Origin of the sequence: Chromobacterium sp. IIBBL 290-4 (assembly GCF_024207115.1) — a bacterium.
Taxonomy (GTDB): domain Bacteria; phylum Pseudomonadota; class Gammaproteobacteria; order Burkholderiales; family Chromobacteriaceae; genus Chromobacterium.
The window spans coordinates 4,387,840-4,413,509 of record NZ_CP100128.1 but is presented as its reverse complement, the minus strand read 5'-3'; the positions used below and the strand labels follow the sequence as shown (position 1 = coordinate 4,413,509).

Annotated in this window: 33 protein-coding genes and 1 other RNA gene; 23 read left to right on the top strand and 11 right to left on the bottom strand. The window is 60.6% G+C overall.

Annotated features, from left to right (window positions below):
• The first annotated feature begins 7 nt into the window (after positions 1–7).
• The 9 genes from NKT35_RS20765 (at position 8) to NKT35_RS20725 (ending at position 4,258) form a co-directional block, all read left to right on the top strand.
• Positions 8–1,204 (top strand): ExeA family protein, encoded by a 1,197-nt coding sequence (locus NKT35_RS20765; RefSeq protein WP_254296797.1) that lies wholly within the window; start codon positions 8–10, stop codon positions 1,202–1,204.
• Between the two features lies 1 nt (position 1,205).
• A complete protein-coding gene (locus NKT35_RS20760; RefSeq protein ID WP_254296794.1) occupies positions 1,206–1,511 on the top strand; it encodes an HI_1482 family protein in 306 nt (101 codons plus the stop codon).
• A gap of 44 nt (positions 1,512–1,555) precedes the next feature.
• The gene (locus tag NKT35_RS20755; RefSeq protein ID WP_254296789.1) at positions 1,556–1,888 is read left to right on the top strand and encodes a hypothetical protein; all 333 of its coding nucleotides are present in this window, start codon (positions 1,556–1,558) and stop codon (positions 1,886–1,888) included.
• A complete protein-coding gene (locus NKT35_RS20750) occupies positions 1,882–2,259 on the top strand; it encodes a hypothetical protein (RefSeq protein WP_254296784.1) in 378 nt (125 codons plus the stop codon). Before NKT35_RS20755 ends, NKT35_RS20750 begins: the two co-directional genes overlap by 7 nt.
• Entirely contained in the window at positions 2,256–2,867 is a 612-nt protein-coding gene (locus NKT35_RS20745; protein ID WP_254296781.1) for a DUF3164 family protein, read from the top strand. The genes NKT35_RS20750 and NKT35_RS20745 overlap by 4 nt, the downstream gene beginning before the upstream one ends.
• Positions 2,868–2,958: 91 nt before the next feature.
• Positions 2,959–3,231 carry an HU family DNA-binding protein gene (locus NKT35_RS20740; RefSeq protein WP_254296777.1) on the top strand — a complete coding sequence of 91 codons (273 nt, stop codon included), beginning with the start codon at positions 2,959–2,961 and terminating at the stop codon, positions 3,229–3,231.
• An RNA gene (locus tag NKT35_RS20735) (hammerhead ribozyme type II) lies at positions 3,231–3,305 on the top strand. The genes NKT35_RS20740 and NKT35_RS20735 overlap by 1 nt, the downstream gene beginning before the upstream one ends.
• Entirely contained in the window at positions 3,306–3,908 is a 603-nt protein-coding gene (locus NKT35_RS20730) for a gp16 family protein (RefSeq protein ID WP_254296774.1), read from the top strand.
• The gene (locus NKT35_RS20725) at positions 3,905–4,258 is read left to right on the top strand and encodes a Mor transcription activator family protein (protein WP_254296771.1); all 354 of its coding nucleotides are present in this window, start codon (positions 3,905–3,907) and stop codon (positions 4,256–4,258) included. The genes NKT35_RS20730 and NKT35_RS20725 overlap by 4 nt, the downstream gene beginning before the upstream one ends.
• 141 nt (positions 4,259–4,399) lie before the next feature.
• Here NKT35_RS20725 and NKT35_RS20720 read toward each other — a convergent pair whose 3' ends face one another.
• Positions 4,400–5,491, bottom strand: coding sequence for an AI-2E family transporter (locus NKT35_RS20720; protein ID WP_254296767.1), 1,092 nt, complete (start codon positions 5,489–5,491; stop codon positions 4,400–4,402).
• A 60-nt stretch (positions 5,492–5,551) separates the two neighbouring features.
• On the bottom strand, positions 5,552–7,345 hold the full coding sequence (locus NKT35_RS20715) for a protein-disulfide reductase DsbD (RefSeq protein ID WP_254296764.1): 1,794 nt from the start codon (positions 7,343–7,345) through the stop codon (positions 5,552–5,554).
• Positions 7,346–7,553: 208 nt separating this feature from the next.
• On the opposite strand from NKT35_RS20715, the gene NKT35_RS20710 reads away from it, so the two are divergent.
• The 10 genes from NKT35_RS20710 to NKT35_RS20665 all read left to right on the top strand — a co-directional run bounded on the left by NKT35_RS20710 (position 7,554) and on the right by NKT35_RS20665 (position 15,498).
• The gene (locus NKT35_RS20710; RefSeq protein WP_254296760.1) at positions 7,554–8,354 is read left to right on the top strand and encodes an alpha/beta fold hydrolase; all 801 of its coding nucleotides are present in this window, start codon (positions 7,554–7,556) and stop codon (positions 8,352–8,354) included.
• A gap of 107 nt (positions 8,355–8,461) precedes the next feature.
• On the top strand, positions 8,462–9,532 hold the full coding sequence (pheA, locus tag NKT35_RS20705) for a prephenate dehydratase (protein ID WP_254296757.1): 1,071 nt from the start codon (positions 8,462–8,464) through the stop codon (positions 9,530–9,532).
• Between the two features lie 79 nt (positions 9,533–9,611).
• Positions 9,612–10,202 (top strand): LOG family protein, encoded by a 591-nt coding sequence (locus NKT35_RS20700; protein WP_254296754.1) that lies wholly within the window; start codon positions 9,612–9,614, stop codon positions 10,200–10,202.
• A 7-nt stretch (positions 10,203–10,209) separates the two neighbouring features.
• The gene (locus NKT35_RS20695) at positions 10,210–10,812 is read left to right on the top strand and encodes a hypothetical protein (RefSeq protein WP_254296751.1); all 603 of its coding nucleotides are present in this window, start codon (positions 10,210–10,212) and stop codon (positions 10,810–10,812) included.
• Complete coding sequence (locus NKT35_RS20690; protein ID WP_254296748.1) at positions 10,809–11,738, top strand: 3-deoxy-7-phosphoheptulonate synthase; 930 nt, start codon at positions 10,809–10,811, stop codon at positions 11,736–11,738. The genes NKT35_RS20695 and NKT35_RS20690 overlap by 4 nt, the downstream gene beginning before the upstream one ends.
• A gap of 19 nt (positions 11,739–11,757) precedes the next feature.
• Positions 11,758–12,339, top strand: a complete 582-nt coding sequence (locus tag NKT35_RS20685) for a uracil-DNA glycosylase family protein (protein WP_254296746.1) — start codon at positions 11,758–11,760, stop codon at positions 12,337–12,339.
• 87 nt (positions 12,340–12,426) lie between these two features.
• Positions 12,427–13,695 carry a nitronate monooxygenase gene (locus NKT35_RS20680; protein ID WP_254296744.1) on the top strand — a complete coding sequence of 423 codons (1,269 nt, stop codon included), beginning with the start codon at positions 12,427–12,429 and terminating at the stop codon, positions 13,693–13,695.
• Positions 13,696–13,905: 210 nt separating this feature from the next.
• A complete protein-coding gene (gene folE / locus NKT35_RS20675; protein ID WP_254296742.1) occupies positions 13,906–14,610 on the top strand; it encodes a GTP cyclohydrolase I in 705 nt (234 codons plus the stop codon).
• 14 nt (positions 14,611–14,624) lie between these two features.
• Positions 14,625–15,047 carry a BLUF domain-containing protein gene (locus tag NKT35_RS20670; protein WP_254296740.1) on the top strand — a complete coding sequence of 141 codons (423 nt, stop codon included), beginning with the start codon at positions 14,625–14,627 and terminating at the stop codon, positions 15,045–15,047.
• Positions 15,048–15,099: 52 nt separating this feature from the next.
• The gene (locus NKT35_RS20665) at positions 15,100–15,498 is read left to right on the top strand and encodes an FKBP-type peptidyl-prolyl cis-trans isomerase (RefSeq protein WP_254296738.1); all 399 of its coding nucleotides are present in this window, start codon (positions 15,100–15,102) and stop codon (positions 15,496–15,498) included.
• A gap of 65 nt (positions 15,499–15,563) precedes the next feature.
• Here NKT35_RS20665 and msrC read toward each other — a convergent pair whose 3' ends face one another.
• The 5 genes from msrC to NKT35_RS20640 form a co-directional block, all read right to left on the bottom strand.
• Positions 15,564–16,052, bottom strand: coding sequence for a free L-methionine (R)-S-oxide reductase MsrC (msrC, locus tag NKT35_RS20660; protein ID WP_254296736.1), 489 nt, complete (start codon positions 16,050–16,052; stop codon positions 15,564–15,566).
• A gap of 102 nt (positions 16,053–16,154) precedes the next feature.
• Positions 16,155–16,895 (bottom strand): acetoacetyl-CoA reductase, encoded by a 741-nt coding sequence (phbB, locus tag NKT35_RS20655; RefSeq protein ID WP_254296732.1) that lies wholly within the window; start codon positions 16,893–16,895, stop codon positions 16,155–16,157.
• A 115-nt stretch (positions 16,896–17,010) separates the two neighbouring features.
• Entirely contained in the window at positions 17,011–17,886 is an 876-nt protein-coding gene (rsgA, locus tag NKT35_RS20650) for a ribosome small subunit-dependent GTPase A (protein WP_254296727.1), read from the bottom strand.
• Complete coding sequence (locus NKT35_RS20645) at positions 17,883–18,209, bottom strand: 4a-hydroxytetrahydrobiopterin dehydratase (RefSeq protein ID WP_254296724.1); 327 nt, start codon at positions 18,207–18,209, stop codon at positions 17,883–17,885. The genes rsgA and NKT35_RS20645 overlap by 4 nt, the downstream gene beginning before the upstream one ends.
• Positions 18,206–19,453, bottom strand: coding sequence for a M48 family metallopeptidase (locus NKT35_RS20640; RefSeq protein ID WP_254296722.1), 1,248 nt, complete (start codon positions 19,451–19,453; stop codon positions 18,206–18,208). The genes NKT35_RS20645 and NKT35_RS20640 overlap by 4 nt, the downstream gene beginning before the upstream one ends.
• Before the next feature lie 67 nt (positions 19,454–19,520).
• On the opposite strand from NKT35_RS20640, the gene orn reads away from it, so the two are divergent.
• The 3 genes from orn (at position 19,521) to NKT35_RS20625 (ending at position 22,281) form a co-directional block, all read left to right on the top strand.
• Positions 19,521–20,066, top strand: coding sequence for an oligoribonuclease (orn, locus tag NKT35_RS20635; RefSeq protein ID WP_254296720.1), 546 nt, complete (start codon positions 19,521–19,523; stop codon positions 20,064–20,066).
• A 72-nt stretch (positions 20,067–20,138) separates the two neighbouring features.
• Positions 20,139–21,791: a glucose-6-phosphate isomerase gene (gene pgi, locus NKT35_RS20630; RefSeq protein WP_254296717.1), complete on the top strand. Its 1,653-nt coding sequence runs from the start codon at positions 20,139–20,141 to the stop codon at positions 21,789–21,791.
• Positions 21,781–22,281, top strand: coding sequence for a CinA family protein (locus NKT35_RS20625; RefSeq protein WP_254296712.1), 501 nt, complete (start codon positions 21,781–21,783; stop codon positions 22,279–22,281). Before pgi ends, NKT35_RS20625 begins: the two co-directional genes overlap by 11 nt.
• Positions 22,282–22,302: 21 nt before the next feature.
• On the opposite strand, the gene xerC is transcribed toward NKT35_RS20625, so the two are convergent.
• The 4 genes from xerC to NKT35_RS20605 form a co-directional block, all read right to left on the bottom strand.
• Positions 22,303–23,211 (bottom strand): tyrosine recombinase XerC, encoded by a 909-nt coding sequence (gene xerC / locus NKT35_RS20620; protein WP_305883441.1) that lies wholly within the window; start codon positions 23,209–23,211, stop codon positions 22,303–22,305.
• On the bottom strand, positions 23,211–24,059 hold the full coding sequence (locus tag NKT35_RS20615; protein WP_254296709.1) for an AAA family ATPase: 849 nt from the start codon (positions 24,057–24,059) through the stop codon (positions 23,211–23,213). The genes xerC and NKT35_RS20615 overlap by 1 nt, the downstream gene beginning before the upstream one ends.
• A gap of 82 nt (positions 24,060–24,141) precedes the next feature.
• Positions 24,142–24,555 carry a tellurite resistance TerB family protein gene (locus NKT35_RS20610; protein WP_254296708.1) on the bottom strand — a complete coding sequence of 138 codons (414 nt, stop codon included), beginning with the start codon at positions 24,553–24,555 and terminating at the stop codon, positions 24,142–24,144.
• Positions 24,533–25,012 carry an acyl-CoA thioesterase gene (locus NKT35_RS20605; RefSeq protein ID WP_254296705.1) on the bottom strand — a complete coding sequence of 160 codons (480 nt, stop codon included), beginning with the start codon at positions 25,010–25,012 and terminating at the stop codon, positions 24,533–24,535. Before NKT35_RS20605 ends, NKT35_RS20610 begins: the two co-directional genes overlap by 23 nt.
• Positions 25,013–25,123: 111 nt before the next feature.
• On the opposite strand from NKT35_RS20605, the gene NKT35_RS20600 reads away from it, so the two are divergent.
• Complete coding sequence (locus NKT35_RS20600) at positions 25,124–25,573, top strand: universal stress protein (RefSeq protein ID WP_254296702.1); 450 nt, start codon at positions 25,124–25,126, stop codon at positions 25,571–25,573.
• Positions 25,574–25,670: the final 97 nt, after the last annotated feature.

Genomic DNA, 25,670 nt, shown 5'->3' with positions numbered 1-25,670 from the left:
GCAAGTCATGTTGAAGCTGAAGAGCGTGCTGCAAAAGGTGGGCCGTAAGCAGGCTGACCTGGCTGAGCACTTGAATGTATCCCAGGCCACGGTGGCCCAAATCGTCAATCACGGCGAATGGCCCAAGAGCCTGGATGAAACCGAGCTGCAGGAGAGCATCCGTCGCTATCTGCAGACGCATGGCGCCGGCGATGGGGACATCGAAGGCGCATTTGAAGAGGTGAGCGAGCCGCGCGCCAACGCGGCCCGCTCGGTCCCCCAGACGAAAACCGACCAGGAATCCAACCAGGAGGAAACCATGTTACTACGCAAACAGACCTTGTTGCCCGCCACCCGCAAACATTTCAGCTTGTTCCGCGACCCGTTTGCAGATGACGCCATTCAGTCCAACGAGGACATGTTCATCAGCCCGGACATCCGCTACGTGCGGGAAGCCATGCTGCAAACGGCCAAACACGGCGGCCTGCTGGCGGTGGTGGCTGAGTCCGGCGCGGGCAAGACCACGCTGCTGCGCGACCTGGAAGACCGCATCCTGCGCGACAACCAGCCCATCATGCTGATCAAGCCTTATGTGCTGGCCATGGAAGACAACGACAAGAAGGGCAAGACGCTGAAGTCCACCCACATAGGCGAAGCCATCATGTCGGCGGTGGCGCCGCTGGAGAAGCTGAAAAGCAGCCCGGAAGCCCGGTTTGCCCAGTTGCACAAGGCCTTGAAGGAAAGCCACGCCGCCGGCTATCGCCACTGCCTGGTGATTGACGAAGCCCATGCGCTGCCCATCGCCACCCTTAAGCATTTGAAGCGCTTTTTCGAGCTGGAGCTGGGTTTCAAGAAGCTGCTGTCCATCATCTTGATTGGCCAGCCGGAGCTGAAGGTAAAGCTGTCCGAACGCGATGCCGCCGTGCGTGAGGTGGTGCAGCGCTGCGAGATGGTGGAACTGGCGCCGCTGGAAGGCGCGCGCCTGGATGAGTACCTGAAGTTCAAGCTGGAGCGGCTGAACAAGCCGGTGGCGGAAGTGATAGACGATAGCGGCATCCAGGCCTTGCGCGCCCGGCTGACGGTCAACACCAAGCGCATGGACCGGCCGGAAACGGTTTCCCTGCTGTACCCGCTGGCGGTGGGCAACATGCTGACCGCTTGCATGAATCTGGCCGCCGAAATCGGCGCGCCGCTGGTCAACGCTGACGTGGTGAAAGGAGTGTGACGTGAAGACGGAAACGATCCAAACCCGACGCCCGCCATTCAACGCCCAAATGATGGCCGGCGCGATGAGGGTAGTTCGCGCGATAGAGGCGCTGAGCCAGAACAATTTCACCGTGGTGTCTGTGGAACTGAGCACCCCAAGCAGACCGACCATCAACATTCAAACCTGCGGCAACTGCCGCCGGATGATTGAAAAGGGCGAGGCCGTTTACTTCAGCTTTGGCCGTGACACTTACTTTGGCCCGTACCGCCAGGGGCAGTTTGAGCTGGGCGGATGCCGGATTGTTTGGACGGAAATGGGGAATTGACCCCCGTCATTCAAATGCAGCTTTCCCAATTCAAGGAGTCAGTCATGAACCTGAATCACGAAGTGGCCTCGTTGCAACGCATTGCCCGGTATGCCTCTGAAAACATCATCCGCGCCTCGGCAGCCGGCCGCAGCTTCATCGAAATCACTCGCGCCAGCCCGGCCGCCCTGGAGCTGGTGGCGGACATCTACTCGGTGCAGTTTGAGCAAGAGGAACGGATCGATACCAGCGTGGCGTTTGACACCGCGGCGTGGGAGCAGGAAATGCTGGTGATGTCTGCCCCGGCCAATCGTCCGGCGTGGCGCCAGTTGTACCGGATGGCGCGGCAGATGATCAACGGCAAACGCCAGCTGCTGCAGGCCCAGGCGGGATGCTGAAGCCAGTCGTGCCAGAGCTGGACGCTGCCACCCGGCAGCGTCTGGCCGACGAAGTGGAACGGCTGGTGGCTATGGGCACTGACCGCAAGCAGGCCAGACAGATCGTCTGGCTGGACTACCAGGACGAGTTGCAGCAGCGCCAGGTAGCACCTGCGACAGAAGTAGCAGCCCCAGCCGAGACGGAGACAGAGGAACCGGCCACGCCCACCCAGGAAACACCCGGCCCGGAACCGCCACCACCGCCGACATTATCGCCCAGACGATTTTGGCGAGCGGCAGATGAGGTGCCGCTGACGCCGGAATGGCTGGCAAGAAACCGGGCCGAGTTGGCCAAGGTGAAACGATTGGTAGGACTGAGGAGCGAGGAATGAACGCTATCCCTGAAGGGTACAAGCAGGACGGAAAGGGCCGGCTGGTGCCGATCAACATCATCAAGCCGATAGACATCGCCCGCGACGAGTTTGTCGCCGAGGCGCTGCAGAAGGCTTTGGCTATGCAGGACCAGCTAACGCAGTTCAAGGCCGGCTTGTTCGCCGACATTGAGGCATTTGTCAGCCTGTCGGCCGAGCGCTACCAGGCCGATGTCGGCGGGCAAAAGGGCAATGTCACTTTGACCAGCTTTGACGGCAATACCCGTGTGCAGCGGGCCATCGCCGACACGCTGACATTTGACGAGGGCCTGCAGGCGGCCAAGGCGCTGATTGACGAATGCGTCCACGAATGGACCGAGGACGCGCGACCGGAGGTGAAGGCTCTGATTGCCGACGCCTTCCAGACCGATAAGGCCGGCAACATCTCAACAGGCCGAGTGCTGGGCTTGCGGCGTCTGGATATCCAGGACGAGAAGTGGCAACGCGCGATGCGCGCGCTATCCGAATCGGTTCGGGTGCAGTGCTCCAAGGCCTATGTCCGCATCGAACGGCGCAGTGAAGGCACTGGCAAGTTCGAAGCGGTGCGGCTGGACCTGGCGGGGGTGTGAGATGCAGAGGAGGACGAAGCCATAAACGATGTGCGAGCGGATTAAGCACTACGCCGTTTTGACAATTTCTTTCACCAGCAAGGAGCAAACCATGACCAAGCAAGACCTGATCAAACACCTGGCCGCCCACGCAGATGTCACCAACAAGCAAGCCGAAGCCATTCTCAACGCGCTGACCACCGCGGTACTGGATACCGTGCGGGCGGGAGGCGAACTGGCGATCTCTGACCTCGGCAAGTTTGGCACTACCCAGCGCGCAGCCAAGACCGGCCGCAATCCGAAAACTGGCGAGACCATCCAGATCGCCGCCAAGCGCGCGCCTAAGTTCTCCCCGGCCAAGGCGCTGAAGGACGCCGCCGCGTAAAGCGAAACCGTGCACATAGAAATATGTGCGCGGTCTGCCCGGCGTGGTTGCCGGGTACTGATGAGCAGCCAACGATGAACGCAAAGACTCAAGACCGACAGCGATTGATCCGCCTGATCCACGTAGCCAAGCGCGAGCTGGCCCTGGATGACGACAGCTACCGCGCTATTCTCCAGCGGATTGGAAAGAAGGCATCCGCAGCTGACCTGACCGTTCCAGAGCTGAACCTGGTGTTGGAGTACCTGAAGCGCAGTGGCTTCAAGGTGCGTTCCAAAGCGCAGCCAGCCACTCAGTCGCGCCCGCTGGCCCAGGACGAGCAGCATAAGAAGATACGCGCGCTGTGGCTGTTTCTGTATCAGATCGGAGTGGTTAAGAACCCGGCAGAAAGCGCCCTTGCTGCCTATGTGAGGCGGATTACCGGGCAGGACGCCATGCAGTGGCTGACCGGCAACCAACTGGAACAGGTGATCGAATCGTTGAAGAAATGGGCAATGCGCTCACTGCCTGATCTGGTGCTAAAGCTGGCGGCTGAGGTGCAGCAATTGCCGCTGACGGCAGCGCAGTGTGACGAACTCAACCAGCGGATGACTACGGCCATGACGCGCAAGACGTTCGATCCGATGTTGAGCGCCTGGGAAAGCCTGACAGCCGCCATGAAGGCGAAGGAGGAAGCATGAAGCCCATCCATACCCGCAGCAAAGGTCCGGAGTTGCTAACCGACCTGGCTGATCACATTGCCGAGGCTCTGCAGGAGCTAGCCAGCATTGAACGAGAAATTGGTGAGCAATTGGGAAGCGAGATCGCCAACCGGATGGCGGCACACTGGGGTGGCCAGAACATTTACTTTCCGATGGGGCTGTCGGTCAGGCTGTCAAAGCGGGACCGGAAGATATTCGAGGAATTCACCGGAGACAACCACGGCGACCTGGCGCGCAAGTATGGCGTCAGCCTGCAGTGGATTTACAAGATCGTGAAGGCCGTCCGACGTGAGGAAATGGAAAGCCGCCAGGGCGACATGTTCAGCTAAAAGTGGTGGGCCGACCCGCTCACCACCCTTTGCAACACGTGAAATAGATTTTCAGACCACCATCCATCCTCTTCCCGTATCATCCCAGCTGTTCCCGATTATCACGTAACTACTGGGTGGGTTTATCTCTCACCCCTTCAGTCAGCCTTGCTCGCCTTCGCAGGCCATTTCCTCGTTTTCATCCCGTTCCAGCCAATGCCGCAGCATGGTCAGCGCCACCGCCAGCAGCGTGGGGCCGATGAACAGGCCGATCACGCCCCAGGCGATCAAGCCGCCGATGACGCCGAGGAAAATCACCGACAGCGGCATCTGCGCGCCTTGGCTGATCAGCAGCGGCTTGAGGAAGTTGTCTATGGTGTTGATCAGCAGGAAACCCCACACCGTCAGGAATACCGCCAGGCCGGTGTGGCCGGTGTAGAACACCCACAGCGCGGCCGGCAGCCAGACGATCAGCGTCGGCATCTGCGCCACCGCGATCACGAAGCAGACAAAGCCCAGCACCAGCGCGCCTGGCACGCCGGCGATCAGCAGGCCGACCACGCACAGTATGGTTTGCGCCAGCGCGGTGCCGACCACGCCGGTGGTGACGCTGCGTATGGTGCGCGCGATCACCTCGGGTAGGTCGCCCGCCGTCTCGCCGCCGAGCCGCACCACGATGCGTTCCACCAGGTCCCACAATTTATCGCCGTTGATCAGCAGCAGGCCCGCCACCACGATGGCCAGCACGATTTCCAGCAAACTCAGTCCCAGGTTGGCGCCGCCGGACAGCAGCCATAGGCCTGCTTTCTGCACGGCCGGACGCACTTTGTCGAAGAAGCCGGGCAGGTCGGCCTGGGTGCTAAGCCACAGATTGCGCAGGCTTTCTCCCGCCAGCGGGAAATTGGAGAGCCAGGCCGGCGGATCGGGCAGGCGGAAGCTGGTGAGGTCGTGCGCCAGATTGGCCAGGTGCGGCAGCGTGTCGGCCAGCGTCAGCGCCATCAGGCCGATGGGGATGGCCAGGGCGCAGGACAGGCCCAGCACCACCAGCAGCGCCGCCAGCTTGTGGCGGCCGCGCAGCCTGAGCTTGAGCTTGCCGTACAGCGGCCAGACCGAGATGGCGATGATGGCGGCCCAGGTGAGTGCGCCGAGAAAGGGTTGCAGCACTTTCAGGCAGGACACCACCAGCAGGGCCAGGATGGCGACGCGGAAAGCGCTGAGAATGCTCAGGTTGGGAAAGCCGTTGGGCAGGGGCATGGAAAGTCCCGGAAGCAAAAGGTCGGAAAAGGGCCGGCTTTATGCCGGCCCGATGCGGCGCTAGTTTGCCACCTTGGACAGTTCGCCGGCAAATGCTTCCGCAGGCGTGAAGCCGACCACGCGGTTGCGCTCAGCCGATTGGGCATCGAACAGGATGATGCCCGGCGGGCCGAACAGGCCGAAGCGCTTGAGCAAGGCCTGATGTTCCGCGCTGTTGGCGGTCACATCTGCGCGCAACAGCACAAACTGCTTCATCTTGGCGGCTACCTGCGCTTGCGGGAAGACTTCGGCCTCCATTTCCTTGCAGGCGACGCACCAGTCGGCGTAGAAGTCCAGCAGCAGCGGTTTGCCCGCGGCCTTGGCTTCCGCCAGCTTGGCGTCCAGCTCGGCGCTGGAGCTCACCGTCTGGAAATCGGCATGCGGCTGGGCCGCGCCTTCCGCGTTGCTGGCGGCGATCAGCTTGAGCGGGTAGCGCGGATTGTCCGCGCCGGACAGCAAGCCCACGAGCTGAGCCGCGCCCAGCAGGAACAGCAGCAAGCCCAGCGCCTTGCCCAGGCGGGCGCTAGCCTTGGCTCCGTTTTGCAGGCTGTCGAACGCGCCGGCGAATACGGCGCTGCCGATCAGTAAGCCAGCCCAAAGCAGCATCACCAACGTGGCCGGCAGGAAGGGCGTGGCCAGCCAGATAGCGACGGCCAGCATCACCACGCCGAAGGCCGATTTGACCGCCTTCATCCAATTGCCGGCGCGGGGCAGCACATGGCCGCCGAAGGTGCCGATCACGATCAGCGGCAGGCCCAGGCCCAGCGCCATCGCGTACAGCGCCGCGCCGCCCAGCACCGCGTCGCCGGTGCTGCCGATATAACCCAGCGCCAGCGCCAGCGGCGGCGCCACGCAGGGGCCGACCAGCAAGGCCGACAGCGCGCCCATCAGGAACACCGTCAGCGCCTTGCCGCCGGACAGCTGATTGGAGGTGTCGGCCAGCTTGGATTGCAGGCTGCTGGGCAATTGAATGCTGAACAGGTCGAACATGGACAGCGCGAACACCACCATCAAGGCGCTGGCGGTCAGCACCACGGCCGGCTGCTGCAGCCAGACGGTGAGCAGCGAGCCGGTGAGGCCGGCCACCACGCCGACGGCGGTATAGGTCAATGCCAAGCCTTGCACGTAAATCAGGGACAGCAGGAAACCGCGGCGGCGGGTAAGGGTGGCGCCCTGGCCGGCAATCAGCGATGAAACGATGGGCAGCAGCGGGTACATGCAGGCGGTGAACGCCATGCCCAAGCCCGCCAGCAAAAAGGTGCCCAGTGTGGCCAGCCAACCCTGGGCGGCCAACTCGCTGTTACCGGCCGACGCTTTTCCCGAGGCGTCGCCCCCCTGGGTCCAGGCGCTGACCTTGTTGGCCGCCGCGCCGCCCACTTGCAGCTTGTGGGTGTAGGGCGGGTAGCAGACGCCGGCTTCCGCGCAGCCTTGCAGACGCACGTTCAACTGGAAGCTTGCCGGCGCGTTGGCGTTCAGCGGAATGGTGATCAGCTGCTTGCCGTGATAAATCACCTGCTTGCCGAAATAAGGGTCGCTTTTCTCCTGGCCTTGCGGCAGCGCCGGCTTGCCGGCCAGATCTGCCGGCGCGGTGCTGACGCTGATGCGGTCGCGGTAAAGGTAGTATCCGGAGGCGACGTCCAAGGTCAGCTCCAGTTTGTCGCCATTGCGCGTCACTTCGGCGGCGAAGGCCTTTTCCGGCGGCAGCAGATCGTCTTGATTGACCGCATGGGCGGGCAGGGCGATGCACAGCAGGGCGGCTAAGGCGGTCAGCCAGCGCCAGGCTGTTCGATAGAGGGTAAGTGGATAGGCTTGCACTTGCAGACTCTTCTGGTTGGTGTGATGGTGTGACGCGCCGGCCCGAGAACGGTTCCGTTTTGCCGCGTCGTGATGCAATATGCATCAAATGCGGCATTCCGGCAAACGCAGCGAAGGGCCAGGCCCAATCCTTGCCAAAAATGCAAGTATACCCGCCGCCAAGGGGCCGGCGGTCATGAAAAAAAAGAATGAGTTTATTCGAGGGCTTATGAGAGAAAACATCCACTTCGCCCATGCCAATAGTTTTCCGGCATCGGTATACGCCAAGCTGCTCGGCCGGCTGGCCGAACGGCATCAAGTCGGCTATCTCGATACCATCGGGCACGATCCCGCTTATCCTGTCACCGATTGCTGGCCGCATCTGGTGGATGAAACCATAGCCTATATCGAACGGCATTACACCGGCCCGGTGGTGGGGGTGGGGCACTCGCTGGGCGGCTTTCTGATGTTTTATTCGGCGATGAAGCGTCCGGAGCTGTTCCGCGCCATCGTGATTCTGGATTCGCCGCTGATGGGGCCGTCGCGCTCTTTCGGCATCTGGCTGGCCAAGCGGCTGGGTTTCATCCAGAAAGTGACGCCGGGTGGCAACTCTTTGAAGCGGCGCGACAACTGGGCCTCGGTGGAAATGGTGCGCGACTATTTCGAGCGCAAACCCATGTTCGCCCGTTTCGATCCCGACTGCCTGGCCGACTACGCCGAGCATGGCACGGAGGATGATGGGCGGGGCAGCCGCAGGCTCAAGTTTCGTCCGCCGGTGGAGCACGCCATCTACGCCACCTTGCCGCATGACTTTCCTAAATACCGGGATAAGCTCAAGGTGCCGGCCGCGTTTATCGCCGGCGAGTCTTCCGATGTGCTGAAGGAGCAGGATCTGCTCTTCATGCAGAAGCGATTCGGCATACAGGTGGAGCAGCATGCCGGCGGCCATTTGTTTCCCCTGGAGCGTCCGCTGGAAACCGCCGATCATGTGCTGGCGCTGATTGATCGCTTGATTTTGAATGCCAAATGAATGGCGGAGGCGGGTTTTGTGCGCTGCAAGGCTTGCGATGAGGGAGCTTCTCGCGGAAACTAGGGCGCATCCCCATTAGCCTGCATGAAAGACTCAAGCCTGTGACGATGGAACATCTGCTCAAGCCGCATCGCGACGCCATCGACGCCATCGATGCCGAAATCCTCAAGCTGCTCAATCAGCGCGCCAGCCATGCCCGTGAAATCGGCGAGATCAAGGGCGGCGGCGTGGTGTATCGCCCCGAGCGGGAAGCCCAGGTGTTGCGTCGTCTTAAAGACCTTAACCCCGGGCCGCTGCCGGGAGAGTCCATCGCCCGCCTGTTCCGCGAGGTGATGTCCGAATGTTTGGCGCTGGAAAAGCCCTTGTCCATCGCCTATCTGGGGCCGGAAGGCACTTTCAGCCAATTGGCGGCCATCAAGCATTTCGGCCATGCCGCGCACGCGGTGGCCTGTACATCGATCGACGAAGCGTTCCGCCTGGTGGAATCGCGCGCCTTGGATTATGTGGTGGCGCCGGTGGAGAACTCCACCGAAGGCGCGGTCGGCCGCACGCTGGATCTGATGGTCAGCTCGCCCTTGAAAATATGCGGCGAGGTGGTGCTGCGCATCCATCATCACCTGCTGCGCAAGGTAGAAGGTCTGGGCGGCATTCGCCGCGTTTACGCGCATGCCCAGGCGCTGGCGCAATGCCATGAGTGGCTGAACAAAAATCTGCCGGCGGATGTGGAGCGCGTGTCGGTGGCCAGCAATGCGGAAGCCGCCAGGCTGGCCGCTGAGGATGAAACTGCCGCAGCCATCGCCGGCCAGGCGGCGGCGGAGCGTTACGGTTTGGTCAAATTGGCGGAAAATGTCGAGGACGAGCCCAACAACACCACCCGCTTCCTGGTGCTGGGTCTGCAGGATGTCGGCCCCTCCGGCCAGGACAAGACTTCCATCGTGGTGTCCGCGCCCAATCGGCCCGGCGCGGTGCATCATTTATTGGAGCCGGTTGCGGCCAATGGCGTATCGATGAGCAAGTTCGAATCGCGCCCTTCGCGCGCGGGCTTGTGGGACTATGTGTTCTTCATCGATCTGGAAGGCCACCGGCTGGATGAGAACGTTCTGAGCGCGCTGGCGGGCCTGGGCGAGCGGACCTCGTTCGTCAAGGTGCTGGGCTCGTATCCGCTGGCGGTATTGTAAGACTGCGCCGCTGCTGGCATGGCGCATGCGCACGGCCGGACGGAAGTCGCGGCCGTTTTATTTTGGACGAGAAAACACCATGAGCATGATCCGATCGATTTGTTTGTTCTGCGGCTCCAACAAGGGAGCCAAGCCCGAATATGAGCAGGCGGCGCGCGATTTTGGCCGCACGCTGGCCGAGCAGGGCATCACCCTGGTTTACGGCGCGGGCAAGGTGGGCCTGATGGGCGTGGCGGCGGATGCGGCTTTGGCGGCCGGCGGCAAAGTGATAGGCGTGATCCCCGAGTTTCTCAAGGCCAAGGAGGTGGCGCATCTGGGCCTGACCGAGCTGCACGTCACCGAGACCATGCACCAGCGCAAGGCCATGATGGCGCAACTGTCGGATGGCTTCATCGCTTTGCCAGGTGGTTTCGGCACTTTCGACGAACTGTTCGAGATTTTGACCTGGGCGCAACTGTCGGTGCACGGCAAGCCGGTGGGCATGCTGGACGCGGCTGGCTTCTTCCAGCCCTTGCTGGCGATGGCGCGGCATGCGGTGGAAGAGGGCTTTGTGCCCGTCGGCAATCTGGAGCTGTTCCGCGCCGACGCCGATCTGTCCAAACTGCTGGACTGGATGCGCCAGTATCAGCCGCAGTCGGTGCCCAAATGGCTGGAATTGTCCAAGACCTGAGATGGTTATGAATCAAAGCACCCATCGTTTGAGCGCATGGGCCCGCCTGCGCCGCTGGCTGTCCTGGCCGCTGGTATTGTTGCTGGCGGCCATCATCGTATTTGAAGAACTGGCCTGGGATGAGCTGTCCGCCATCGTGGCGCGGCTGGCAAAGTGGCCGCCGCTGGCGGTTTTGGAGCGGTGGGTCGCTTCTCGTCCGCCCAAGATCGCGCTGGCTTTGTTCATCCTGCCCGCGCTGGCCTTGCTGCCGGTCAAACTGGCGGCGTTGTTCTTGATTGAGCAAGGGCACGCCGCGCTGGGCTTGTTGGTGATTCTGCTGGCCAAGCTGGGCGGCACGGCCCTGGTGGCGCGCTTGTTCACGCTGACGCAGCCTTCCTTGATGCAGGTGGCCTGGTTCGTGCGATGGTATCGCCGCTTTCAGGACTGCCGAGCCTGGGTGTTCGCGCGGCTGCATGATTCTGTGGCGTGGCGTTGGAGCAGCAGGCTGATTCGGCGAGTTCGGGCCAGATGGGCGCGACCGTCGGCCTGGTCGCGGCTGGTGTCGCGCATCGCCCGGCAATGGCGGGGCGCCCGGCGCGGCGATGAAGAAGAAAATGGAGGAGCGCGATGATTATCGTCATGAGTCGTCTGGCGGAAGAGGCGGATATCCGCGGCGTGGCGGCGCGCATAGAAGCCGCCGGACTGGCCGCGCATGTGTCGCGGGGGCGGGAGCGCACGGTGATAGGCGCTGTCGGCGAGGAGCGCGGGCTGGAGGCGTCGCAGTTTGAGTCCTTGCCGGGCGTGGAGCGCGCGCTGCGGGTGGTGGGCGATTACCGGATCGTCTCGCGCGAAGCGCAGCCGCAGGATAGCGTGGTGAGGATAGGCGCGTGCGAGTTCGGCCTGGCGGGCAGGCCGGTGTGGCTGGCGGGACCGCGGGATTGGACCCATGAGGCCTTGACGGCTTCGGCCGCGGGCATCCGGGCGGCTGGCGGCGGGCTGATGTTTGCCGGGCCGGTGCGGCAAACGTCCAATCCCTATCACTACGAGCCGGTCGGCATGCTCGAGCTGGAGGCTTTGAGAGAGGAGTCGGCCGCGGCGGGCCTGGCGGCGGCGGCGGAATTGAGCGACATCCGCTTGCTGGATGTGTATCTGGAGCTTGGGCTGGATGCGCTGATGATTGGACCGGCCAGCCTGCATCATGTCGAGCTGTTGCGCGAGGTGGGGCGCATAAACAAGCCTGTCATCTTGCTGCGCGACACTAGAATGTCGCTGGAGGGATGGCTGCTGGCGGCAGAGCATGTCGCCATGGGCGGCAATCACCAGATTGTGTTGTGCGAATGCGGGGCGGAGAGCGAGATACCGGTGCTGGATGCGGGCGGCTTGGCCTGGCTGCGGCAGCGCACGCATCTGCCGGTGATCGCCGCGCCGGCAAGCGGGCACCGGGCAACGCGGCGCTTGCTGGCCGCCTCGGCCTTGTCGGCGGGGGCCTGCGGCTGGTTGCTGGAGTGGGACGGGCAGACGGCGACGGATTTGCAGTCCTGGCTGCCAGCGAATTGACTGCCTGAGGCGCTCGCGAATGGAAAATCTGGCGACTCTGCTGGCGCGGATTGAAAGCTGCAGAGCATGCGAGCGCGATCTGCCGAATGCGCCCAGGCCGCTTTTGCAAGCGTCGCCGCGGTCGCGGATTTTATTGGCTGGCCAAGCGCCTGGCGCGCGCGCTCATGAGAGCGGCACGCCATGGCGCGACGCCAGCGGCGATAGATTGCGAGAGTGGCTGGGCGTATCCGAGTCGGTTTTTTACAATCCGGATTGTTTCGCCATCGTGCCCATGGGTTTTTGCTATCCGGGGCGCGGCAAGTCCGGCGATTTGCCGCCGCGCGCGGAGTGCCGTGCGTTATGGCATCCGCAGCTGATGCCCATGCTGGGCAATGTGCGGTTGGTGTTGGCGATAGGGGCATATGCGCAGGCCTACCATCTGCCGGACAGGCAGGCGTCTTTGACTGAGACGGTCCGGAATTGGCGGGCGTATCAGCCGGCGTGTTTCCCTCTGCCTCACCCGAGCCCGCGCAACCAGTCTTGGTTGAAACGCAACCCTTGGTTTGCCGAAGAATTGCTGCCGGCCTTGCGAGTGAGCGTTGCGCAGCGGTTGGATACGTAGAAACATCTATGAGCAAAAACTCTAAAATTGTGGATTTCCTCAAAACCTGAGGCCATAATCCGCCCAGCATTTAGGAGAACCGTCACGATGAAATGTGTTGATGATTTCCGCCTGACGCTGGGCAAGCACGAGCTGGTTCCCATCATGATCGGCGGCATGGGCGTGGATATTTCCACTGCGGATCTGGCGCTGGAGGCCGCAAGGCTGGGCGGCGTCGGCCATATATCCGATGCGATGGTGCCTACTGTGGCGGATCGCCGTTTCAATACCAAATACGTCAAGAACAAGCTGGCGCAATACAAGGCCAATGTCGAAAATCGCGACAAATCGCTGGTTCAATTCGATCTGGGCGAGATTGAAGAGGCTACGCGCCTGCATGTCGGCGGCGCCATGCAGCGCAAGCGCGGCGATGGCCTGGTGTTCATCAACTGCATGGAAAAGCTGACGATGAACGCGCCGAAGGAGACGCTGAGAACGCGGCTGCGCGCGGCCTTGGACGCTGGCATCGACGGCATCACGCTGGCGGCAGGCTTGCATCTGGGCTCGTTCTCGCTTATCGAGGACCATCCGCGTTTCCGCGACGCCAAGCTAGGCATCATTGTTTCTTCCTTGCGCGCCTTGCAGTTGTTCTTGAAGAAGAATAGCCGCAGCGGCCGGCTGCCGGATTACGTGGTGGTGGAAGGGCCGTTGGCCGGCGGCCATCTGGGTTTTGGCATGGACTGGGCGGAGTACGATCTGACGGCCATCTTTGCCGAGATCCGCGATTGGCTGCGCGACGAGCAACTGAACATTCCCTTGATTCCGGCTGGCGGGATTTTCACCGGCGGCGATGCCACGGCGTTTCTTGAGGCCGGGGCGGGCGCGGTCCAGGTGGCAACCCGCTTCACCGTGACGCATGAGTGCGGTTTGCCGGAGAAGGTGCAGCAAGAGTATTTCAAGTCCAGCGAAGACGACATCGTCGTCAATCAATTGTCGCCTACCGGCTATCCGATGCGGATGATCAAGAGCTGCCCGGCGATCGGCGACAGCATCCGTCCGAACTGCGAGGCTTATGGCTATTTGCTGGATGCCAAAGGCGGCTGCTCCTATATCGACGCCTACCACAAGGCGCACGAAGCCAATCCTGGCGTTCGTCGCGTGCCGGTTTGGGAAAAGACCTGCTTGTGCACCCATATGCGCAATTTTGATTGCTGGACCTGCGGTCATTATGCTTACCGCCTCAAGGATACGACGAATAGATTGCTGGATGGCAGCTATCAGCTTTTGAGCGCGGAGCATGTTTTCCAGGACTATCAATACAGCAAGGGAAATGAGCTTTCGCTTCCGCGGCGCATGGAAAAGCTGGTTGTGGCATAGGGTGTAAGTCAGGTTTTGCTGGGCTTGGATTTTGTTTTCATTCGGAAATTTAGAAATACAAATATTTCAGTCGCGCCTATTTTATACGCATTGAATGATTGATTTTCATATGCCGATTGCAAAATATAGACTTGCTTTGCATGTCGATTTTGCCAATATGATGTATATTCGCTAGTGATTCCCATTTTTTCAGTGAACCGAATATCCACAATGAGCAAGAGCGATAAGCAAGACCTGTCTCAAAACCCTGCGTCCGAGCGGATTCGTTACCGCTTGCAGCAGGCGGGAAAGCGCTTCCACGCCAATGACAATATTTCCGCTTTCATTGAAGAAGGCGAGCTGGATGAATTGCAGGCGGAAGTCCAGGCCAAATTGAAGGGCGTGCTGGATAGCTTGGTCATCGATACCGAACATGATCACAACACGCAGGATACCGCCCGACGGGTTGCGAAAATGTTTGTGAGAGAGGTGTTCCGCGGCCGTTATGTGGACATGCCTCCCAGCACCGAATTCCCGAATGTCGAGCGCCTGAACGAGCTGATGATTGTCGGTCCCATCACCGTTCGCAGCGCTTGCTCCCATCATCTGTGCCCCATCATCGGCCGAGTTTGGGTGGGCGTGATGCCTAACGAAAACTCCAATCTGATCGGTTTGTCCAAGTATGCCCGCCTGATCGACTGGGTGATGACCCGGCCGCAGATTCAGGAGGAGGCGGTGTCGCAGATCGCCGATTTGCTGATGAGCAAGCTGCAGCCGGATGGCCTGGCCATCGTCATGGAAGCGGATCATTTCTGCATGCATTGGCGCGGCGTGAAGGACAGCAATAGCAAGATGACCAATAGCGTGATGCGCGGCTCTTTCCTGACCAACCCGGACTTGCGCCGCGAATTTCTGTCGTTGATGCATCAATCCTGAGAGGGAGGGTGACGATGCTGGTGCGCCTTATCTACTGCAGCCGGGCCAGGCAGGCCATTGATCAGCAATTGGTGGACGATATTTTGGATGCGTCCAGAAAGTACAACCCCGCTTTGGGGCTGACGGGTCTGCTGTGCTATGGCAACGATGTTTTCGTGCAGGTGCTGGAGGGCAGCAGCGTTCACGTGAACCGCCTGTATCTGAAACTTGCCCGCGATGCCAGGCACCACTCGCTCACCTTGTTGTCTTTTCAAGAGGTCGAACAGCGCAAATTCGGCAATTGGAGCATGGCGGAAGTGGCCTTGGACAAGCTGAATGCTTCATTGATTCTGCGCCATTCCGCCTTGCCGGTGCTGGATCCATTCGTAATGACCGGGAGCGGCGTGGAGCGCCTGCTGACGGACCTGGCGGAGTCCGGCACGATCTTGTACCGTTGAGGCTTATCCAGCCCGGATAGGCCGGTCTGGCTTAGATAAATAGAAAGCGAACATGAGTCTTTATCGTTTGGCGCCGGCATTGGCGCTGCTGCTGGCTTCCGTGGCTGTGCAGGCGGAAACGGTTCTGCCTTCCGGCGTAAAAATCGAAATATTGAAAGCCGGCAAGGGCGTGCAGCCCAAGACGAGCGATACCGTGAAGGTGAATTATCGCGGCACCTTCAAGGATGGCAAGGAGTTTGATAGCTCCTACAAGAACGGCGGTCCGATCAGTTTCCCGTTGAACCGCGTCATCCCGTGCTGGACTCAGGGCGTCAGCCAATTGAAGGTGGGCAGCAAGGCCAAGCTGTTCTGCCCCGCCGCCACCGCATATGGCAGCCGCGGCGCGCCGGGTGCCATTCCGCCGAATACCGATCTCTATTTCGAGGTGGAGTTGCTGGAAATTCAGAAGTAAACCAGCTCGCCAGCGCGCTAGCAGCCCCGTCAGTCGAACTGGCGGGGCTGTCTTGTTTTCAGGACTCAGGCGGACAGCAGGGGAGACAAGGGCGCGACGATGCGCTCCAGATAGGCTGCGTCGATTTGATCAAAGCTGCCTAGTTCATCGGAGTCGATATCCAGCACCGCCGCCACTTTGCCTGCCGTATCGCGGATAGGCACCACGATTTCTGAGCGCGCGCTGGATGAGCAGGCGATATGTCCGGGGAATGCGTCCACATCTTCGACCACCAGCGTCTGGTTTTGCTGCCAGGCGGTACCGCATACGCCGCGGCCATAAGGGATGCGGGTGCAGGCGATGGGTCCCTGGAAGGGGCCCAATACCAGCTGTTCGCCCTTGACCAGATAAAAGCCGGTCCAGAGCGAGTTGAAAGTCATGTTCAGCGCCGAGGCCAAGTTGGCCAGCGCCGCGATCAAATCCGTTTCGCCTTTTATCAAGGCGTGAGTTTGCGGCAGCAGGGTCTGGTATTTTTCTTCTTTGCTTATGCCTTCGATGATCAGATTCTCTGCCATGTCAGTCTTGTTTTTGAGTTGCGGATCGGGACAGCATACACGGGTTTGGACAAAAGAAAACGCCGCCCTTGAGGCGGCGCTTGCATGTTGAGCGGCTAAGCCTTACATCATGTGCTGGCCGCCATTCATCGAGATATTGCTGCCGGTGATGAAGCCGGCGTTGTCGGAGCTGAGGAAGGCGACCAGGGCCGCGATTTCCTCGGGCTTGCCCAGGCGTCCCACCGGGATTTGCGCGACGATTTTGCTGCGCACGTCTTCCGGTACGGCCATGACCATTTCCGTGGCGATGTAGCCGGGGGAGATGGTGTTGACGGTTACGCCTTTTCTGGCGACTTCTTGAGCCAGCGCCATGGTGAAGCCGTGCATGCCGGCTTTGGCGGCGGAGTAGTTGGTCTGGCCGAACTGGCCTTTCTGGCCATTGATCGAGGAGATGTTGACGATGCGGCCGAAGCCAGCCTCAAGCATGCCGTCCAAAACCGGCTTGGTCATATTGAAGACCGAGTCCAGATTGGTGCGGATTACCGCGTCCCAGTCATCCTTGGTTTGCTTCTTGAAGCTGGCGTCGCGGGTGATGCCGGCATTGTTGACCAGGATTGAGATGGGGCCGATGTCCTTGGCGATCTTGGCGGCGACTTCCTGGCAAGCTGAGAAATCGGTCACGTCGCACAGATAGCTGTGGATGTTGTCGAAGCCTAGGCCATTCATGTCGGCATGCCAAGCTTGCTCGCGGCCGGGTTTGCTGTAGGTGGTGACAACGGTGTGGCCGGCTTCGGCCAGAGTCTTGCAGATGGCGGTGCCGATGCCGCCCATACCACCGGTAACTAGCGCAATCCTTTTAGTCATGATGCTGGCTCCTCTGTTGGTTCTGATAATTCTGCTTTAGGTAATATTGCCTTCCTTTTGTTACAGCTTATGCGGGCTGCCATAAAAAGTAAATAAAGAGTGTGTGCTACCTTATTTACATTCTTGCGGGTGTCAATTCGCGCGTCAGCCGCTGCAGCAGGTCGAGTCGGTGCGGCGCGATCTCTCCATGCTGCGAAGCAGCAATAATGGCACAGTTTGGTTCGACGCAGTGCGAACAGTTATGGAAGCGACACTGGCCAATATACCGGCGAAGCTCGGGAAAATAGCGCGCCAGCTCGGGCGCGTTCAGATGTTTCAGCCCAAACGCCTGCAGACCTGGCGAGTCGATCAGGTGGCTATCGGCATTCAGATGGTACAAGGCGGCGTGCGTGGTGGTATGGCGGCCGGAGTCCAGCGCTTCGGAAATGTCGCCGATGCGCGCGTTGGCGTCAGGCAGCAGGGCATTGGTCAGCGTGGATTTGCCCATGCCGGATTGGCCGACCAGCACGCTGGTATGGCCTTGCAGCAGCGGCAACAGCGGCGAAAAGTCCTGCTTGGCGGACAATGTGACCAGCTGGTAACCGAGCTTTACATAGAGTTGCAATTTTTCCAGCAGCGCGGGGGTTTCCGGCAGGTCCGACTTGTTGACCACGATGATGGGTTCGATGTCGCCGGCCTCGGCCGCGATCAGGCAGCGCCCCAGCAGCTCCTCGCTGGGCGTCGGCACCGCGGCCATCACAAACAGGATGCGGCTGACGTTGGCGGCGATGGCCTTGGTCTTCCAGTCATCCTGGCGATACAGCAGGCTGCGGCGCTCCAGCGCGCGCTCGATCACCGCCTGCTCCTGATTCTGGATCAGGATGTCTACGTGGTCGCCGCAGGCGAAGTCGACGCGCTTGCCGCGGGTGGTGCAATCGTAAATCCGGCCGTCGGCTTCGACGATGAAGCGGCGGCCATGGCTGCGAATGATTTGTCCGACGCTGGCTGTCATGGTCGGCTGAGCAGCGCTTCGGTTTTCGCCGCGCAGATGAAATCGTTCAGGGTCAGGCCGCCGGCGTCATGGGTGCTGAAGTTCACCACGGCGCGGTTGTAATGGACGGACATGTCGGGGTGATGGTCCTCGCGATGGGCGATCCAGGCCAGCGCGTTCACGAAAGCCATGGTTTCATGGTAGTTGGCGAAACGGTAGGTCTTGCGCAGCTCGATGCCGTGGACTTCCCATTCGGGCAGCGTGGAGAGTAATTGCTTGACCGTATTGTCGGCCAGCGGGCTCTGGCCGTGTTGCGGCGTGCAGCTCAGCTCCAGCAGATTCATGCTTGGTTTCCTTTGAGGTGTTGGATGCGCAGCGCGGCGGGCGGATGCGAATCGTAAAAGGTCGAGTGGATGGGGTCGGGCGTCAGCGTGGACGCATTATCGCGATACAGCTTCACCAGCGCGCTGATCAGATCCGTGGCCTGTGTTTGTTCTGAGGCGAAATCATCGGCCTCGAATTCGTGGGCGCGGGACATCCGGCTGGACAGCGGCGTCAGCGGAAAAGTAAAAGCGGGAATGGCGGTGAAAAACAGTATCAGCGCCATGGCGGTGCTCGGCACCGTCACGCCGAGGCCGATGTAGAACCACGGCGCATGCAGCAATTGCCCCAGCAGCCACAGCAGCGCCAGCGACAGCGCGAACGTCCAGGCGATGCGCTTGACGATATGCCTGCGCTTGAAGTGGCCGAGTTCGTGGGCCAGCACCGCTTCGATTTCGGCGTGGCTCAACTGGGACAGCAAAGTGTCGAAGAATACGATGCGCTTGGCGGAGCCGAAACCGGTAAAGTAGGCATTGCCGTGGCTGGAGCGGCGCGAGCCGTCCATCACGAACACGCCCTGGCTTTTGAAGCCGGCGCGGGACAGCAGCGATTCGATCCGGCCTTTCAGTTCCTCGTCTTCCAGCGGTTTGAATTTATTGAACAGCGGGGCGATGAAGGTCGGGAACAGGGCGACCATTAGCAATTGGAAGCCGGACCAGACCAGCCATACCCACAGCCACCACAGCGGGCCGGAGATGTCCATCAGCCACAGTATCAGCGCCACCAGCGGCAGGCCGATGGCCGAGCCCAGCAGGATGCCCTTGAGCTGGTCGGCGATGAACAAGCGCAGCGTGGTTTTGTTGAAGCCGTAGCGGGATTCGATTCCAAAGGTGCCGTATAGCGTCAGCGGCAGCGAGATCGCTCCGCTGATCACCGTGACGGCGGCGATCAGCGCAAGCCCGGACAGCAGCGGTTGCGCAAACCACTCCATGCTGCGAAGCGCCAGCCATTGCAGCCCGCCGCCGAAAGTCAGCGCGGCGATCACCGCAGTGTCTATCCAGGCGCCGAGCAAGCCCAGCTTGGTTTTGGCGATGGTGTAATCCGCCGCGAGTTGATGCTGCTCCTGCGTGATGCTGTCTTGAAACGCGGCGGGCACAGCCGCGCGATGGCGGGCGATGTGGCGGATGTGGCGGGCGCCCAGCCACAACTTCAGGCTCAGGCTCAGCGCCAGCGCGATGGCGAATAGAAGAGAGAAGGCTTCGATCATGGGTGTCGGGTTTGCCGCCAGGGCGGCAATGAAGGAAAATAGGGGAGTTAACTCAAGACTGACTAGTATGGCACAAGATACCAATAACCTCATCTGGCTCGATATGGAAATGACGGGCCTGCATCCGGATACCGACCGCATCATCGAAGTGGCGATGATCGTCACCGACAGCCATCTGAATGTGCTGGCGGAATCGCCGGTACTGGTAATTCATCAGCCGGACGCCGTGTTGGACGGAATGGACGACTGGAACAAGAACACCCACGGCAAGAGCGGCCTGATCGAGAAGGTGAAAAACTCGACGGTCAGCGAGGCGGAGGCGGAGCAGATTCTGCTGGATTTCATGGCGCAATACGTGCCGGAGCGCGTCACGCCGATGTGCGGCAACACTATCCATCAGGATCGCCGTTTCATGGCGCGCTGGATGCCGAAGCTGGAAGCGTACTTCCATTATCGCAATCTGGATGTGTCCACGCTGAAAGAGCTGTGCAAGCGCTGGAAGCCGGAAGTGGCCAAGGGCGTGGTCAAGCGCGGCAAGCATGAGGCGCTGGCGGACATCCTCGAGTCCATCGAGGAAATGCGTTATTACCGCGAGAACTTCATCAAGCTGTAGGCGCAATTGAACGCAATGGCCGGCTTCCGGGCGGGCCATTTTTCGGCAAACGCAATACCATTGGCAGGAAATATGGCTAATCATCGCCACGTCGACATAAACTCAACACCGATTTGGGCCAAGCTGCATCAGCATCAGCGCGCCACGTGCCATATGCATATGCGCGACCTGTTCGATACCGATCCGCATCGTTTCCAACGTTTCTCGTTGGAGCTGGATGGCCTGCTGCTAGACTATTCGAAGAATCGGATCACGGAACGAACCTTAGAGCTATTGTTCGACCTGGCCGACGCTGCGGATTTGAAGGGTTGGATGCAAAAGATGCGTAGCGGAGAGCGCATCAATGTCAGCGAGAACCGCTCGGTTCTGCATACTGGTCTACGCTTGCCTGTGGATGCGGCTTTGAGCGTGGATGGGCGGGATGTTGTGGCCGATGTGCATGCGGTATTGCAGCGCTTGAAGGTTTTTACCGATAAGGTGCGCGATGGCCAATGGCAGGGTTTTGCCGGCGCTCCTATCCGCGACGTGGTCAACCTGGGCATAGGCGGTTCCGACTTGGGCCCGTTGGTGGTGAAAGAGGCGCTGTCGGCCTATGCGCATCCGGATTTGAATGTCCATTTCGTCTCCAATGTCGATGGCCAACATCTGGCCCGCACTTTGGAGCGTCTGGATCCCGCTACGACACTGTTCATCATCGCCTCCAAGTCGTTTACGACACCCGAAACCTTGCTGAACGCTCAGGCGGCGCGCGTGTGGTTTTTACGCGAAGCCTCAGAGGTCGACATTGCTCGCCATTTTGTCGCCGTCTCTACCAACGAGGCGGCGGTAAAGGCGTTCGGCATCGATCCTGAGCATATGTTCGGCTTCTGGGACTGGGTGGGCGGGCGTTATTCGGTTTGGTCTGCGATTGGCCTGCCGGTAATGTTGTCTATTGGTTTCGACAACTTCCGAGCCTTCCTGGATGGCGGCCACGCCATGGACCGCCATTTTTTCGATTCGCCGTTCGCATCCAATATGCCGGTGCTGATGGCGCTTATCGGCATCTGGTACAACACCTTCTATCAGGCTCATACTCATGCCATCATGCCTTATGATCACGGCCTGCGTCGCTTGCCGGCTCATATCCAGCAATTGGACATGGAGTCCAATGGCAAGCGGGTGGGTCGTAATGGCGAGGCGCTGGACTTTGATACCGGTCCGGTGATCTGGGGCGAAGAGGGCGCCAATAGCCAGCATGCTTTCTTTCAGTTGCTGCATCAGGGCACGCGGCTGGTGCCGTGCGACTTCATTCTGCCCTTGAACAGCCACTATCCGCTGGGCAATCAGCATGACGTGCTGGTCGCCAACTGCCTGGCGCAGACGGAGGCGCTGATGCGGGGCAAGGGCGAGGCGGAAGTGATGCGGGAGCTGAGCCAGCTGTCGGGCGAGCAATTGGACATGTTGTTGCCGCAAAAACTGTTTCCTGGCAATCAGCCGTCCAATACGCTGGCGCTGGACAAGGTGACGCCATACTCGGTGGGCATGTTGATGGCCTTGTACGAGCATAAGGTGTTTGTTCAGGGCGTAATCTGGGGAATCAACTCCTTCGATCAGTGGGGAGTGGAGTATGGCAAGCAGCTGGCGCGGCGTATCCTGCCTGAATTGTCGGACGCTGTGGATGCGCTGGCGCATGACAGTTCTACCAATGGCTTGATCAGACATTACAGGGAGCGTCATGGCAAATAGCAGACAATTGGCGGCGGATCTGGGATCGGTCTTGCTGTCGCGCGGCGAGAGCGTGGCATTGGCGGAATCCTGCACCGGGGGCTTGATCGCCGCCGCGGTAACCGATATCCCAGGCAGCTCCGCCTGGTTCAGCCATGGCGTGGTCAGCTATGGCAATCAGGCCAAGCAGCAGCTGCTCGGCGTGCAGGCTTCATCGTTGATGGATCATGGTGCGGTCAGCGAACTGGTGGTTCGAGAGATGGCTGCCGGCGCGCAGGCTTTGGCGGATGCGGACTGGGCGGTGGCCGTGTCCGGCATCGCCGGGCCGGATGGCGGTTCGCCGGACAAGCCGGTGGGCTTGGTGTGGCTGGCCATCGCCCACCCCGGCGGGCAGACCGAAGCGTGGCATTGCCATTTCTCCGGCAATCGCGAAGCGGTGCGCAAGCAGACGGTGGAAGAGGCGCTGTCGCAGTTGCTGCAGCGCATTCATGGCCATGTTCAGTCGGCCTGATGGAACGTTTCGGCTGAGCGTTTAAGCGGGCTCGTCCATGTCGTCATCTTTGCCGGATTTGCGCGCCCTGGGGTGGGCGTTGTCGTAAACCTTGGCCAGATGCTGGAAATCCAGCGCGGTGTAGATCTGCGTGCTGGAAAGATTGGCGTGGCCCAGCAGTTCCTGCACGGCGCGCAGATCGCCCGATGATTGCAGCAGGTGGGAGGCGAAAGAGTGGCGCAGCATGTGCGGATGGACATGCTGCTGCGCGCCGGTTCGGATGGCCCAGTCTCGCAGCCGCTTCTCCACCTGTCGCCCTCCTAGCCTGCGGCCATGGCGGCCAATGAATAACGCGGGCTCGTCGGCTGCGATGCCTGACCGCGGCGCCAGCCATTCTTTCAAACAGTTGAGCGCTTCGGCGCCGATCGGCGTCAGCCGGATTTTGCCGCCCTTGCCGCGCACTCTCAGCAATTGGTCATTCCAGTCCACATCTTCAAGATTCAGCGCCACCGTTTCCGATAGCCGCAAGCCGCAGCTGTAGATCAACTCGTAGATGGCGCGATCTCGAACCGACAGCGCCTCGTCGCCCTCGATGCGATCCAGCAGCGCCGCCGCGCTATCCACCGGCAGCGCCTTGGGCAGCAGCTTGTCCCGCTTGGGCGCGCGCAGGCCGGCGGCGGGGTTGTCGCCGCGCAGCTCGTTCGTTTGCAGCCAGTGGTAGAACTGCCGCCAGGCGGAAAGCCGCCGCGCCAGGCTGCGGCTGCCCAAGCCTTGCGCGTGCAGTTTCGCCAGGGCGCGCTTCAGTTTGCCGGCATCGGCGTGCTGCAGCTCGGTTGGCGCCGTCAGCGAGGCCAGCAGCGCCAAATCGGCTTGATACCCTTTCAGCGTGTGTGGGCTGCGGCCGGCAAGCGCCAGGTGGTCGATGAAGCGGTCGAGGAGGTCGGACATCATCAGCGACGCATGCGCGCCATCTGCATCAAGCGCTCGAACAGCTGCAGGTCCTGTTCGTTTTTCAGCAGCGCGCCAGCCAGCGGCGGCGGGGCGTTGCGTTCTTGTCTTCCGGCCAGTTCCTCTTCCGGTATGCCTTCGCTGGTGAGCAGGCGCAGCCAGTCCAGCAGCTCGGAGGTGGTGGGCTTTTTCTTCAGGCCCGGCAGTTCGCGGATGGAGAAGAAGACTTCCAGCGCTTGTTTGACCAACTGTTCGCGGATGTCGGGGAAGTGGACGTCGATGATGGCTTGCATGGTTTCCGCTTCCGGGAAGCGGATGTAATGGAAGAAGCAGCGGCGCAGAAAGGCGTCAGGCAGCTCTTTTTCATTGTTTGACGTGATGATGATGATGGGGCGCTGCTTGGCGCGGACGAATTGCTGGGTTTCATGGACGAAAAATTCCATCTGATCCAGTTCGCGCAGCAGGTCGTTGGGGAATTCGATGTCGGCTTTGTCGATTTCATCAATCAGCAGCACCGGCGCGGTTTCGGCCTCGAAGGCCTGCCATAGCTTGCCTTTTACGATGTAGTTGGCGATGTCGTGGACTTTGTCGCCGCCGAGCTGGGAGTCGCGCAGCCGCGATACCGCATCGTATTCGTACAGGCCATGCTGCGCCTTGGTGGTGGACTTGATCGGCCAGACGATCAGCTCGCGGCCGAGGCTGGCGGCGACCTCTTCGGCCAGCATGGTTTTGCCGGTGCCGGGCTCGCCTTTGATCAGCAGCGGGCGTTTCAGGGTGATGGAGGCGTTGACGGCCATCATCAGGTCGTCGGTTGCGATATAGCGTTCGGTGCCAGTGAAACGGGTATTCATTGAAATATCGGAATAAAAGTGGTGATTGTATGCAAAAGGCAGCCGCTGGCTTGGGCTGCGGCTGCCTTTGGGGAGGTATCGGTCAGCGCGCGAATTCGCGTTCCAGGTCTTCCAGCGTCACGCCCCAGCTTTTCATCTGGTAGCTTAGCAGGGCCATTTCGCTGTCGCTGATGGTGCCGTCGGATTTGGCGATATCCATGGCCAGCACGCAAGTCAGGATGCGCTTGCGTCGGTCGGTGACCTCTGCCAGCAGATTGTCCACCCGTTCACGCTCCAGCAGTTGGATGGCGCCGTCTTCTCCGGCTTCGTCCGAGATATCGTCGCAGAAATCGCGGAATACTTGGGCAAACTGTTTGCGCGGCAGGCTGATCAGGTGATAGACGTGCAGCTTTTCCAGCAACTCGAGCTCGCGAGGGTCCATGTTGCCATCCGTGACCATGAACATGGCCAGAATCCTGGCCATCGCCTCCGGGCTATTGGTCGAGTAGTGTCTCATGGCTCCATTCCTTTTTTGCTATATGGTGAAGCTTGACGGCGAACGCATCCGGCATGGGAGCAACCTTGCGCGCCAGGTAATCGAAAAAGACGATTCCTGTCTTCAATCTTGCCACTTCTTTGCCCGTGTTGTCATCGGTCAGCTGATAGATCAGGTCAAAGCTGCGGCGGCCGATGTCATCTATGCCTAAGCGCATGGTCAATTCGTCGCCATGGAACGCTTCGGCGCGGTAGCTGACGGCGGCGTCGGCCACGACTATGCCGCTGCCTTCTATCTCCAATTCATGGCGATAACCTAGCGTTTTCAGCCAGCGGAGGCGCGCTTCCTGGGCGAGTCGCAAGACTGCGTCATTGGCCAGGTGATTTCCGTAGTTGATGTCTGCTATCCGCACCTCCAGGCGCGTTTCAAAAAGGTAGGCAGCGGGGAGAGGCAGGTGGATTCTAGCCATGACTGACATTTGGATGAGGGCGGTGCTGTCTTTATGTCAAAGAGGCTGGGTTGTGTCAAATGCATGGGCTCGGAGTCTGATAGACTGAAATGGTGGTGTGAACCTCAAGGAGGGGTGGTCATGTATCAACGAATCTTCGTGCCGGTGGATGATAGCGACACTTCCAATATGGCGCTTGACGAGGCATGCAAGCTGGCGAAAACCTTTGGTTCCGCAGTGCGTTTGGCGCATGTGGTGGATTTGGCTCAGTTCGGCTGGGGCGGAACTGAGTTTCTGGATGCGACCGAGCTGCAGAAGTCGATCAAGCAGGCCGGCGAGCAGGTCTTGGGCCTGGCGGCTGAGCGGGCGCGGGCGCATGGGGTGGAGCCGGAATGCAAGATCCTGGAGAGCTGGGGGGATAAGATCGCCTCGGTATTGGCGGATGAGTCGGGAGTCTGGGGCGCGGACTTGATCGTGATGGGCACGCATGGCCTGGGCGGCTTGATGCATTTGCTGATGGGCAGCGTGGCAGAGGGCCTGCTCAAAGTCGCGGATGTGCCGGTCTTGCTGGTGAGGAATCCGGGCGATTAATCGTTTGTCTTGCTTGCGGGTGTTGTGCGGACGTCATTTCGGATGGCCGCAGCCTGGCGATTGTTGGACAGCGCAGGCGCAAAAAAAGCCAGTCAAG